The organism is Microbulbifer agarilyticus S89, assembly GCF_000220505.1.
Lineage (GTDB): Bacteria > Pseudomonadota > Gammaproteobacteria > Pseudomonadales > Cellvibrionaceae > Microbulbifer > Microbulbifer agarilyticus_B.
Window position 1 is genome coordinate 214488 of record NZ_AFPJ01000036.1, and the last position, 13363, is coordinate 227850.

Sequence of the window (13363 nt, forward strand, 5' to 3'; positions counted from 1 at the left end):
AAACTCCGGTCTCACCACAATGTTTGCACTAAACCGGACAGTAGATATGGCAGAAATGGTATTCAAACACACGTTTGAATCTGGCTATACTTGGCGCGTCGACTGATTTCGGACAATGCGTCATGAAGTGGCAACACTGGTATCGCACGCTGTCTGCAGCGAGTCCAATCTCAGTCTTGCACAACCCGACCCCCGGACCGGTACATTGTCGGCAATGACACCGGGTCACCAATCAATGAGGTCAATAATGTTATTTAGTGGCAAAGCGCTATCCGTTCAGATGCTGGACAACGGCATCGCGGAACTGAAATTCGATCTGGAAGGCGAGTCCGTCAATAAGTTCAATCGACTCACCGTATCGGAATTCTCCGACGCTCTGGACGCGATTGAAAAAGCGGGCGATATCAAAGGCCTGCTGCTCACCAGTGGCAAGAATGTATTTATCGTCGGTGCAGACATTACCGAGTTTGGCGGAGCTTTTTCCGCAGGCCCGGAAGGCATCGCCGAGCTGATGAACAAGAACAACGACAACATCAACCGACTGGAAGATCTCCCGTTCCCGACCGTGGTTGCCATCAATGGCTTCGCGCTCGGCGGCGGCTTCGAAGTCTGCCTGGGTTGTGACTTCCGCGTAATGGGTGACCAGGCCAAGGTCGGCCTGCCCGAAGTGAAGCTGGGCCTGATCCCGGGTTGGGGCGGCACCGTGCGTTTGCCTCGCGTGGTTGGTGTTGACGTTGCAGCCGAGTGGATTGCTGCCGGTAAAGAGCAGCGCCCGGATGCGGCTCTGACTGCACACGCGGTTGATGCGGTGGTTCCGGCTGACAAGCTGCGCGGCGCCGCACTGAAATTGCTGGAGCGGGTAGCGGCTGGTGAACTGGACTATCAGAAGCGTCGTGAAATCAAGAAGTCACCGATTCCGCTGAATGATACCGAAGCGCTGATGGCGTTCTTTACCACCAAAGCGTTTGTCGGCCAGCAGGCGGGTCGCAACTACCCGTCTCCGGTCAATGCAGTGACCTCCATCGAACAGGGCTACAAGCTTGACCGCGATGCGGCTCTGAAAATCGAGCAGGAGCAGTTTATTGCCAGCGCGCAGACCGAAACTGCGAAATCCCTGGTGGGCCTGTTCCTGAAAGACCAGCTGGTTGGCAAGGTTGCCAAAGGTTGGGAAAAGAAAGCGGATAAGAAGATCGAGCGCGCTGCCGTACTGGGCGCGGGCATCATGGGTGGCGGTATCGCCTACCAGTCTGCCTACAAGGGCACGCCGATCAAGATGAAGGACATTAACCAGGACGGCATCGACCTGGGCCTGAACGAGGCCAACAAGCTGCTGTCGAAGCTGGTTGAGCGCGGCCGCATGACTGCGAGCAAGATGGGTGAGGTGCTGAACCGCATCGAGCCGACCCTGAGCTACGACGGTTTCGACGACATCGACGTGGTAGTTGAAGCGGTGGTGGAAAACCCCAAGGTCAAGCACGCGGTTCTGACCGAGGTGGAAGGCAAGGTTTCGAGCGACACCGTAATCGCTTCCAACACCTCTACCATTTCGATCGACAGCCTGGCTGCGCCGCTGTCGCGTCCGGAAAACTTCCTGGGTATGCACTTCTTCAACCCGGTGCACAAGATGCCGCTGGTAGAAGTGATTCGCGGTGAGAAAACTTCTGAAAACGCAATTGCCCGCGTTGTGGCTTACGCCAACAAGATGGGCAAGAAGGCGATCGTGGTACGCGACTGCCCAGGATTCCTGGTAAACCGTGTACTGTTCCCGTACTTCGCTGGTTTCGCCATGCTGGTGCGCGATGGCGCCGACTTCCAGCAGGTGGACAAGGTGATGGAGCGCTGGGGCTGGCCGATGGGCCCGGCTTACCTGATGGACGTGGTCGGCATCGACACCGGTGTACACGCCGAGCAGGTAATGGCGGAAGGTTTCCCGGAGCGTATGGGTAAAACCTTTACCGCAGCGTCCGACGTAATGTACGAAGCAGGGCGTTACGGCCAGAAGAATGGCAAAGGCTTCTATGTCTACGAGCAAGACAAGAAGGGCCGTCCGAAGAAAGTCGCTACCGAAGAGTCCTACGAGCTGCTGAAGCCGCACGTGGCCGATCGTCGCGAGTTCGAAAACGACGAAATCATCGAGCGTATGATGGTGCCGATGGCGACCGAGCTGGCGCGCTGCCTGGAAGAGGGCATCGTGGATTCTCCGGCAGAAGCGGATATGGCGCTCATCTACGGCATCGGCTTCCCGCCGTTCCGCGGTGGTGTATTCGCTTGGCTGGACAGCATCGGCCTGGACAACTTCGTGAAGATCGCCGAGAAGTACAGCGACCTGGGCGCGCTGTATGAGCCGACCGCGGGTATGCGTGAAATGGCTGCCAGCGGTAAAACCTACTACGGCAACAAGTAAGGAGAGTATCCATGAGTCTGAATCCTAGAGATGCCGTAATCGTCGACTATGCGCGTACCGCCATGGGTCGATCCAAAAATGGCGTTTACCGCAATGTGCGCGCAGACGACATGTCTGCGGAGCTGCTGAAGAAATTTCTGCAGCGCAACGAAAAGCTGGACCCGAAAGAGATTGATGACCTGATCTGGGGCTGTGTCATGCAGCGTGATGAGCAGGGCTTCAACGTAGCGCGTTTTATCGCGCTGGCGGCTGGCCTGCCCCACACCGTTCCGGCGCAAACCGTGAACCGCCTGTGTGGCTCTTCCATGTCTTCCCTGCACACCGCCGCTGCCAATATCCAGGCGGGCGTGGGTGATGTGTATGTGGTCGGCGGTGTCGAGCACATGGGTCACCTGAACATGATGGAGCACGTCAGCCCGAACCCGATGCTGGGTCGCCATATGGCAAAGGCGGCAGGCTCCATGGGCATGACCGCGGAATACCTGGCCATGATGCACGGTATCCAGCGTCAGCAGATGGACGAGTTCGGTGCGCGTTCTCACCAGCACGCTGCCAAGGCGACCGAAGAGGGCAAGTTCAACCGTGAGATTATCGCGATTGAAGGCCACGACGCCGACGGCGTGCCGATTCTGGTAGAGACCGACCAGACCATTCGCCCGGAAACCACCGTGGAAGGTCTGGCGCAGCTAAAGCCGGCGTTTGATCCCAAGCACGGCCAGGTAACCGCGGGTACTTCCTCGCAGATCACCGACGGTGCATCCGTGATGCTGGTGATGTCCGCAGAGCGCGCCCAGGCACTGGGTATGACTCCGGTCGCTAAGGTACGTGAGATGGCTCTGGCGGGTGTGGATCCGTCCATCATGGGTTACGGCCCGGTACCGTCGACGCAGAATGCACTGAAGCGCGCAGGCCTGACCATCGACGATATCGACAAGGTCGAGCTGAATGAGGCATTTGCCGCTCAGGCGTTGCCGGTGCTGAAGGACCTCAACCTGCTGGATAAAATGGACGAGAAGGTCAACCTGTACGGTGGTGCTATTGCACTGGGCCACCCGTTCGGTTGTTCCGGTGTGCGTATCACCGGCACCCTGCTGTCCGTAATGCAAAATGAAGGCGGTGACCTGGGCGTTTCGACCATGTGTATTGGTCTGGGTCAGGGTATTACCACCATCGTAGAGCGGGTATAAGCCGCTCCGGCTTCTGTGCCAAAGATGGGGCGCCAATGGGCGCCCCATTTGTTTTTAACGCACTTATTGAAGCCCTGTGTCCTCTGTGGCACAATCTGCTCCCCTCGCTGGACGGCTAACCTGTTTTTCCTCAAAAATGCAGGAAAATCAAAGAGTTATCCGCGAGTTTGGGTTTGGGGACGTGGTGGAATTGGTAGACACGCCAGATTTAGGTTCTGGTGCCGCAAGGTGTGGGAGTTCAAGTCTCCCCGTCCCCACCAATTAAATATTTCGCAGTCCGTGTTCATTCGTTGCCCGCAGCGCCGATGTATTTCGCGTTTCGCTGGGTAAAGGCGGTGGCACGGGCTGTTTGTATTTGGCGGCCGGATAAGATTCGGCGCAACGCTAAGCGCTGGTGCTGGTTAGACATTTCCGTAGCCCGGCATTCTGTGAAGAGAAGAGTCTCACGAGGATTAACATGCAGGTTTCCATCGAAACAACTTCCGGTCTGGAGCGTCGCTTAACGGTAAATTTGCCGGCAGAAGTGGTGGATAAGGAAGTTGATAAGCGCCTTCAGCAAGCGGCAAAGACCGTACGCATCAACGGCTTCCGTAAAGGCAAGGTGCCGATGAAGGTTGTGCGTCAGCGTTTTGGTGCCGGTGTTCGTCAAGAAGTGCTGGGTGAAGTAATGAGCCGTTCTTTCTACGACGCGGTTCAGAAAGAGCAGGTGAAGCCTGCCGGCCAGCCGAGCATTGAAGCGAAAAATGTAACTCCGGGTGAAAACCTGGAGTACGTTGCAACCTTCGAGGTATACCCGGAAGTTGCTCTGACCGACCTGGCTGAAATCGCTGTTGAGCGCCCGACCGCTGAAGTGACTGATAGCGACGTCGACAACATGATCGACGTACTGCGCAAGCAGCAGTCCGGTTGGAAAGAAACCAAGCGCAAGGCGCAAAAAGGTGACCGCGTTACCATCGACTTCGTTGGTCGTAAAGATGGCGAAGAGTTCGAAGGTGGCAAGGCTGAAGGTCAGCAGCTGGTTCTGGGTTCCGGTAGCATGATCCCGGGCTTCGAAGACGGCATCCTGGGCATGAAGCCGGGCGAAGAAAAAGAAGTGGAAGTGACCTTCCCGGAAGACTACCAGGCAGAAAACCTGAAAGGTGCCGATGCAGTGTTCACCATCAAGGTGACTGCTTCTGAAAAGCCTGAGCTGCCTGAACTGAATGATGAATTCTTTGCTGGCTACGGTGTTGCCGAAGGCGGTGAAGAGAAGTTCCGCGAAGAAGTGCGCGGTAACATGGAGCGTGAGCTGAAGAACGCTGCGCTGAACAAGGTCAAGACTCAGGTCATGGACCAGCTGTTCGAGAAGCATGAGGTAGAGATCCCCGCAGCGCTGGTTGCTGGCGAAGTTCAGACCCTACGCGGCCAGATGGTTCAGCAGTTCGGTGGTCAGATCAAGCCGGAAGACGCTGCAAAAATGCTGCCGGACACCATGTTTGAAGATCAGGCCAAGCGCCGTGTTGTGCTGGGTCTAGTGGTTGGCGAAATCGTCAAGGAAAACAAACTGTCTGTTGACGCGGATCGCGTGAAGGCAAAAGTAGAAGAGCTGGCGTCCACCTACCAGCAGCCGGAAGAAGTGGTTGAGTACTACTTCAATAACCGCGAGCTGCTGGCTGGTGTTGAGTCTGTCGTGCTGGAAGATCAGGTTGTTGATTTCGTCCTGGACAAGGCGAAAGTCAGCGAAGTTGAAAGCAGCTACGACGACGTGATCAAGCCGCAAAAGCAAGCTTGATTTACACGCGTATCTCGTTGAAAGCGGCCACCTTCGGGTGGCCGTTTTTGTTTATGAGAGATGCTGAGAGTCAATCTGGCATTATCGCCGCCGAGCAGTTAAGCTCAGGTTGAACAAATTTTTCAGAAGTGTGCTTTTTTTGAGCACATGCGTTCTGACCCGCCTAATACGCCGAAAAAGGAAGCATCGTATCCATGGCATATATTGACCGTCCTAGTAGTTCTCAAGACATTTTTGCCACCGGTGGCCTGGTGCCGATGGTGGTAGAGCAGACCGCCAGAGGTGAGCGTTCGTTTGATATTTACTCCCGTCTGCTGAAAGAGCGCGTGATCTTTCTGGTGGGACCGGTAGAAGACCATATGGCCAACCTGGTTGTGGCCCAGCTGCTGTTCCTGGAAGCCGAAAATCCCGATAAAGACATTCACCTGTATATTAATTCGCCAGGTGGGTCGGTAACCGCGGGCATGTCGATTTACGACACCATGCAATTCATCAAGCCCGATGTGAGCACCATGTGTATCGGTCAGGCGTGCAGTATGGGTGCATTCCTGCTGACCGCGGGCGCAGAAGGGAAGCGATACGCCACACCAAATTCGCGTGTGATGATCCACCAGCCAAGTGGCGGCGCGCAGGGGCAGGCTTCTGATATTCATATCCATGCCCAGGAAATTCTCAAAATTCGCGCGCGCCTGAACGAACTTATGGCGCATCATACCGGCCGCACCGTGGCGGAAATTGAGCGTGACACGGATCGCGATCGTTTCCTCAGTGCGGACGAAGCCAAGGAGTACGGATTGGTGGACGAAGTGTTGGCGCACCGCCAGGGCTTAGCCAAGTAATACCGATACGCCAACTGGCGCGCACTTATTCCCCAAAAACATCCCGGGTAGGGGAGTGATGTTCCGCAGCGGCTGTGCGCTTCGCGCAGTTACTGCGGTGTGTTGCGCAGCCCCGATCCCGGGAGAGAACAAAAAAGCTTGAAAAACCTGCCAAAAGACCGCATCTTGATTACGAACCCCTTTTGCCACCGCATTTTGGCTGGCTGTCAGAGCACGGAGTACTTAGATGACTGATAAGAACAGCGGAGAAGATAACGGCAAACTCCTTTACTGTTCCTTCTGTGGCAAGAGCCAGCAAGAAGTACGCAAGCTGATTGCTGGTCCTTCTGTATACATCTGTGACGAGTGCGTTGAGCTCTGCACCGATATCATTCGCGAGGAAGTGCAGGAGTCCGTCGAAGGCGACGATTCCCGACTGCCTACTCCTCAGGAAATCACCGAGATTCTTGACCAGTACGTGATTGGTCAGGCGCGTGCCAAGAAGGTACTGGCAGTCGCGGTATACAACCATTACAAGCGTCTGCGCACTGGCAAGGGCGTGAAAGGCAAGGATGATGTTGAACTGGGTAAGTCCAACATCCTGCTGGTCGGCCCTACCGGTAGTGGTAAGACCCTGTTGGCGGAAACCCTTGCCCGCCTGCTGAATGTGCCGTTTACCATCGCGGACGCCACCACCCTGACCGAAGCCGGTTACGTGGGCGAAGATGTCGAGAACATCATTCAGAAGCTGCTGCAGAAATGTGATTACGATGTAGAAAAGGCACAGCAGGGCATTGTCTACATCGATGAAATTGACAAGATTTCCCGTAAATCAGACAACCCCTCCATCACCCGGGACGTTTCCGGTGAGGGCGTACAGCAAGCTTTGCTGAAGCTGATTGAAGGTACGGTTGCCTCGGTACCGCCTCAGGGCGGCCGCAAGCATCCGCAACAGGAGTTCCTGCAGGTAGACACCTCCAATATCCTGTTTATCTGTGGTGGTGCCTTCGCCGGTTTGGACAAGGTCATCCGCGATCGCTCAGAGAAAGGCGGTATCGGCTTCTCTGCAGAGGTCAAATCCAAAGACAGCAACAGCAACTTTGGTGAGGTGTTGTTGGATCTGGAGCCGGAAGACTTGGTGCGCTACGGGTTGATCCCGGAGTTTGTTGGTCGCCTGCCGGTGACCGCGACACTCGAGGAGCTCAACCGGGCTGCACTTGTGCAAATTCTGACCGAGCCGCGCAATGCGCTGACCAAGCAATACGGTAAGCTGTTCGACATGGAAGGTGTTGAGCTGGACTTCCGTCCGGATGCGCTCGACGCCGTAGCGACCAAAGCCATGGAGCGGAAGACCGGTGCGCGTGGTTTGCGCTCGATCATGGAGTCGGTGTTGCTGGAAACCATGTATGACATCCCGTCCATGGATAATGTCGCGAAAGTCGTAATTGACGAAGCGGTGATCAAAGGCGAGTCGGCCCCGCTGCTGGTATATGAGCAGGTGGAAGCCCAGAAGGCCGCACCGGAAGAGTGATTGCGCCACCCTGAGCACACGGCCTTGCGCCACAAAAAAGCCCCAGTTTGGGGCTTTTTTTGTGCCTGGCATTTGGCGCCTGATTCACGTGGTTGCCCGCTGGGTTTAGAGATGCTTTTCGCGGCTAGTTTTTCGCCGTTTGGATAGTATTTGTTCTATGTCTGAGGCGTCATGGAGAACTTGGGTTTTGTGCAACCATCATCAGGACGGCGAAATTAAACTAATTTTGCTGCGTACGACGGGGTGGGCTTGTTATTCTGGGCGACGCCCCCACCTTAGCTGTTGAACTGGCGCTAGTCGTATCGCGCGTCCGCACTGGAGGCGACGCAGCATGTACGGTGAAGCTGCCAATCTGGCGGCGCAGGCCGCTTGAAGGCCGAGAGGAGTTATATGGACCAGCCATCCGAGACCTTGAACGAATACCCCCTGCTGCCACTGCGCGATGTCGTGGTTTACCCGCATATGGTGATCCCGCTGTTTGTTGGTCGCGAGAAATCCATTGATGCGCTGGAAGACGCAATGCGCAGCGACAAGCAGGTGCTGCTCGTGGCGCAGCGACAGGCGTCGGAAGACGATCCTGGCGCGGATGATGTGTATCGCGTCGGCACCGTGGCAAGCGTACTGCAATTACTCAAGCTACCCGATGGTACCGTCAAGGTGCTGGTGGAGGGTGGCCATCGAGTGAAGGTAGAAGAAATTCAGGAAGGCGAGGGGCACTACCGTGCCACTGTATCCCCAATAGAGTCGGAAGAGCTTTCCGAGGCGGAAGCAGAGGCGCTGGTGCGCTCTGCCATGTCGCAGTTCGAGCAATACGTCAGCGTCAGTAAAAAGGTGCCCAACGAGGTGATGACCTCGCTGTCCGGCATTGATGAGCCGGGCCGCCTGGCCGATACGATCGCTGCACACATGTCGCTGGACCTGGCGCAGAAACAGGAGTTGCTGGAAACCATCAGCGTCAAACAGCGTCTCGAGCATTTGCTGGGATTGATGGATTCAGAGATCGACCTGATTCAGGTAGAGAAGCGCATTCGCGGTCGCGTGAAAAAGCAGATGGAAAAGAGCCAGCGCGAGTACTATCTGAACGAACAGATGAAGGCGATTCAAAAGGAGTTGGGCGAGATCACCGAAGAGCCCAACGAAATTGAAGAGCTCGAGAAGAAAATTGCCGAATCCGGCATGTCCGCTGAAGCAGAGAAGAAAACCCGTGCGGAACTGGGCAAACTGAAAATGATGTCGCCCATGTCTGCGGAAGCGTCCGTGTTGCGCAGCTATATCGACTGGATGTTGAGCGTGCCGTGGAAAAAGGCCAGCCGGGTACGTCATGATCTGATCAAGGCGGAAGAAATCCTGAACAAGGATCACTACGGCCTTGAAGAAGTGAAAGAGCGTATCCTGGAGTACCTTGCCGTGCAGAAGCGCGTGAAAAAGGTGAAGGGGCCGATTCTGTGTTTGGTCGGGCCGCCCGGGGTGGGTAAGACCTCACTCGGTGAATCCATCGCACGCGCAACAAACCGCAAGTATGTGCGCATGGCCCTGGGTGGTGTGCGTGATGAAGCGGAGATCCGCGGGCATCGTCGCACCTATATTGGCTCGCTGCCCGGTAAGTTGGTGCAGAAAATTTCCAAGGTTGGGGTGAAGAACCCACTGTTCCTGCTGGATGAAATCGACAAGATGGGTATGGATCACCGCGGCGATCCGGCTTCTGCCTTGCTCGAGGTGTTGGACCCGGAGCAGAACAAGTCTTTCAATGATCATTACCTGGAGGTGGACTACGACCTCTCCGATGTGATGTTCGTGTGCACCTCGAACTCGATGAATATTCCTGGTCCTTTATTGGATCGTATGGAAGTGATTCGGATTCCCGGATACACCGAAGATGAGAAGTTGAATATTGCCCAGCGCTACCTGATTCCCAAGCAGCGTAAAAACGCGGGTTTGAGACCTGAGGAATTGGAAATTACCGATGAGGTGGTGCGCGACGTGGTTCGCTACTACACGCGCGAGGCGGGTGTGCGTGGTTTAGATCGCGAGATGGCAAAAATTTGCCGCAAAGTGGTTACCGAGCATGTGCGTAAATCCACCACCAACAAGGTGGTAATTAAGCAGGATCAGCTGGAAGACCTGTTGGGTGTACGCAAGTTTGATTACGGGCGCGCGGAAGAGGAAAACAAGATCGGTCAGGTGACTGGACTTGCCTGGACCGAAGTGGGCGGTGAGCTGCTCACCATTGAGTCTTCTGCGGTTCCTGGTAAAGGGCGTGTGATCAAGACCGGTTCCCTCGGCGATGTGATGCAGGAGTCGATCCAGGCAGCGCTGACCGTCGTGCGCGCGCGTGCCCAATCACTCGGTATTGCCCCGGACTTCCATGAAACACGTGACATTCATATCCACGTTCCTGAGGGCGCCACGCCCAAAGATGGACCGTCTGCGGGTATCGCGATGTGCACGGCGCTGGCATCGGTGCTCACCAATATCCCTGTTCGTGCCGATGTGGCAATGACCGGTGAAATTACCCTGCGTGGCGAAGTGCTGCGCATCGGCGGCCTGAAAGAGAAACTTCTGGCTGCGCACCGTGGGGGTATCAAAACCGTGTTAATCCCGGCGGACAACGAGCGTGACCTCAAGGATATACCTGACAATATTCAACAGGACCTGGTGATTAAGCCGGTGAAGTGGATTGATCAGGTGTTTGAGTATGCGCTGGAGTCTTCGCCCAACGCACTGAGCGATGAAGAGTATTCCGCGTTACAGAAAAAAGCGGATGAGCGCTCCCAGCGCTCTGTTCAGACGCACTGATTGCCGGTGGTGCCCTACCGTTTATTAGCCTGACCTGAAATTGACTCTGAGACCTGTCGTCGATGTGGAGGCGGCAGGTCTTTTCGTATTCAGGTGGTTAAGTTTGCACAGAAAACCGTTGAAACGATGGTATCAAGTCGCTTAGAGTACGCCGCTGGCCATTGCTGGTGGTTAAAATTTAAGCTTGCCGGCCGTTGACTGAACAAGTGTGGCTGAAAAATGGCAAACTGCCCGCAAAGCCGCATGGTTCCTTGACCCACCAACAGGCAGTTGGTATAAAACGTGGCTTGTTGTGCTACGGGGGAACCGCAGTCGATTGGTAAATCCACTGCGAAAAAATACTTGCTTGCACCTTGTTATTCAGGGATGCAACAGACCTGACGAACACACCTGGAATTGAACTCTGGGAACTACTTCCAGATTCAGAATCTAGTTTCATAGACCATTTAGACCTAGAAAAGAATAGAGGGATATAGCGTGAATAAGTCCGAACTGATTGAAGCCATTGCCGCGTCTGCTGACATTCCTAAGGCAGCTGCTGGCCGCGCTCTGGACGCCATGGTAGACAGCATTACCGACGCTCTGAAAAAAGGCGATCAGGTTGCTCTGGTTGGCTTTGGTACCTTCGCTGTGAAAGAGCGTGCTGCGCGTACTGGTCGCAACCCGCGTACCGGCGATCCGATCGAAATCGCTGCCGCTAAAATCCCGAACTTCAAAGCTGGCAAGGCTTTGAAAGACGCGGTGAACTAAGAAGCTTTGTAAAAAATGCTTCAAAGGGGCGTATCAGATGGATGCGCCTTTTTTGTTTCTGCAAGATTGAAATCGTAATCAGGATCAACGGGATGTCTCCCTGATCAGCACTTGCAACATTGCTGTGTGCTGAAATAAGAATAACTATTGATCCGGTGGTATACAGACAAGAGTTAAATTCGGAGCTGGATATGCTTCAGTCCATGCGTGACAACCTGAAGGGAACCGCTGCCATTATCGTTGCGGCGTTTTTCGGATTTATCATGGTGATTGGTGGGATCGATTTTTTCACCGGTGCCAGCGGTGGCTCTGCCAGTAAGGTGGCAGAGGTCAACGGCGAAAAGATTTCTCAGCTTGACCTGCAGCGTGCGATCCAGAATCGCCGCGCGATGATCGAAAACCAGTATGGCGACAATGTGCCGACTGACTTGCTGACCGACGAACAGCTGCGTGGCCCGGTGCTGCAACAGCTCGTCAACAGTGCGGTTATGCGCCAGGCCGCGCTCGATCGCGGTATGGCGATGAGTGTCTCTGCGGTAGATAGAGAGATCACGCAGATGCCTGGTTTCCAGGTAAACGGTCAGTTTGACTTACAAGTGTATCGCGACGGTCTGCGCCGTATGGGATACAGCCCCACGGTTTTCCGCCAGCTGCTGGAGCAGGAAATGGTGATGCAGCAGTTCATCGACAGTGTGTCGCAAACTGCGTTCAGCACCCGGGCCGATGCCGAAAATATCGTTGCCGTGTCGATGGAAGAGCGTGACTTTGATTACGTGACCCTGCCTGCGGCGCCGCTGCTCGAAGGCGTTGCCGTTGCGGACGGTGAGGTGCAGGCCTACTACGATGCAAATCAGTCTGCATTCCAGCGCCCCGAGCAGGTATCTGTTGAGTATATCGAGCTGACGCCGGACTTGTTCGCGGCGAATATCGATATTTCTGAACAGGACGTGCGTGCGCAATACGATCAGGAAGTGAAGAATTTCCAGGCCAGTATTCGTCGCCATGCGGCGCATATTCTGGTCGAGGGAGATGACGAGGCTGCACAGGCAAAGGTGGCGGAAGTTCAGTCAAAACTGGACGGCGGTGCTGAATTTGCGGCGCTGGCAAAAGAGTACTCCGATGACATCTTGTCCAGTGAGGACGGCGGTGATGTCGGTTTCACTTCTGGTGATGTATTCCCGCCCGCGTTTGAGGAAGCCCTCGCGCAATTGCAGGTTGGTGAAGTGTCCGGTGCGGTGAAAACCGATGCAGGTACCCATTTCATCAAGCTGATTGAAGTTGCCGATGCCGAGCCACCGACGTTTGCTGAGCGCAAGACCGCTATTGAAACACGCATCCGTAACGCGGAAGCCGAGCGCGAGTTTGTGGATGCAGTGAGCCGTCTGGGTGACCTGGCGTACAACGCTGAGACGCTGGCGGCACCGGCAGAAGAGTTGGGCGTAAGTGTACAGACATCTCCTTTGTTCTCCCGTCAGGGTGGCCCGGGTATTGTCGGTGAGCGCCAGGTAGTTAACGCAGCGTTTTCCCCGGAAGTGCTTGAAGACGGTAACACGTCAGACGTATTGAATCTCACCGAAAACCAAGCGGTGGTATTGCGTGTTGTCGAGCACAAGCCTGAAGGTGTGAAACCCCTTGAGGAAGTAAAAGCTGAGGTTGTCCAGCGTCTGAAGCGCGACAAGGCGAGTGAGCAGCTGGCGAACAAAGCCCGGGAAATTGAATCCCGGGCGGGTGAGACCGGTGGTCTGGCGGCCGTGGCCGAAGCGGAAAGCCTGACCCTTGAAACCAGTGACAAGACCCGCCGTGGTGGCTTTGGTGCCCGTGGTGAAGTGGTGGACAAGGTATTTGCAATGGCGGAGCCGCGCCCCGGTGCACGCACCTTGAAGCAGTTCGCACTGCCGAGTGGTGACGTGGTTGTGGTGCAATTGCGCGCTGTACGCTCCGGTGATCTCACCCGTCAAAGCAAGGAACAGCGTGATGCGTTGATGCAGCAGTTGTCTTCTATGCAGGGCGGTGCAGAGTTGGCAGCGGTGCAGAAGTATTTGCTGAGCAAGGCAGATGTTGAGATCCTGAGCGGCAATGAGCAGTAGCGACTGACTTACCCGCACA

General features: G+C 55.4%; 8 protein-coding genes and 1 tRNA gene. All 9 read left to right on the plus strand.

Going from position 1 to position 13363, the window contains the following annotated elements:
* Positions 1-247 precede the first annotated feature (247 nt).
* The 9 genes from fadB (at position 248) to AS89_RS0111910 (ending at position 13344) form a co-directional block, all read left to right on the plus strand.
* The gene (gene fadB, locus AS89_RS0111870; protein WP_010132867.1) at positions 248-2404 is read left to right on the plus strand and encodes a fatty acid oxidation complex subunit alpha FadB; all 2157 of its coding nucleotides are present in this window, start codon (positions 248-250) and stop codon (positions 2402-2404) included.
* Positions 2405-2415: 11 nt separating this feature from the next.
* Entirely contained in the window at positions 2416-3591 is a 1176-nt protein-coding gene (fadA, locus tag AS89_RS0111875) for an acetyl-CoA C-acyltransferase FadA (protein WP_010132868.1), read from the plus strand.
* Positions 3592-3766: 175 nt separating this feature from the next.
* Positions 3767-3851, plus strand: a tRNA-Leu gene (locus AS89_RS0111880).
* Positions 3852-4048: 197 nt separating this feature from the next.
* Positions 4049-5362 carry a trigger factor gene (gene tig / locus AS89_RS0111885; protein WP_010132869.1) on the plus strand — a complete coding sequence of 438 codons (1314 nt, stop codon included), beginning with the start codon at positions 4049-4051 and terminating at the stop codon, positions 5360-5362.
* Positions 5363-5556: 194 nt separating this feature from the next.
* A complete protein-coding gene (clpP, locus tag AS89_RS0111890; RefSeq protein WP_010132870.1) occupies positions 5557-6201 on the plus strand; it encodes an ATP-dependent Clp endopeptidase proteolytic subunit ClpP in 645 nt (214 codons plus the stop codon).
* 226 nt (positions 6202-6427) lie between these two features.
* Entirely contained in the window at positions 6428-7711 is a 1284-nt protein-coding gene (clpX, locus tag AS89_RS0111895; RefSeq protein WP_010132871.1) for an ATP-dependent Clp protease ATP-binding subunit ClpX, read from the plus strand.
* A 390-nt stretch (positions 7712-8101) separates the two neighbouring features.
* Positions 8102-10507 (plus strand): endopeptidase La, encoded by a 2406-nt coding sequence (gene lon / locus AS89_RS0111900; RefSeq protein ID WP_010132872.1) that lies wholly within the window; start codon positions 8102-8104, stop codon positions 10505-10507.
* Positions 10508-10984: 477 nt separating this feature from the next.
* Positions 10985-11257, plus strand: coding sequence for an HU family DNA-binding protein (locus AS89_RS0111905; RefSeq protein WP_010132873.1), 273 nt, complete (start codon positions 10985-10987; stop codon positions 11255-11257).
* Positions 11258-11448: 191 nt separating this feature from the next.
* Complete coding sequence (locus tag AS89_RS0111910; protein ID WP_033230361.1) at positions 11449-13344, plus strand: SurA N-terminal domain-containing protein; 1896 nt, start codon at positions 11449-11451, stop codon at positions 13342-13344.
* Positions 13345-13363: the final 19 nt, after the last annotated feature.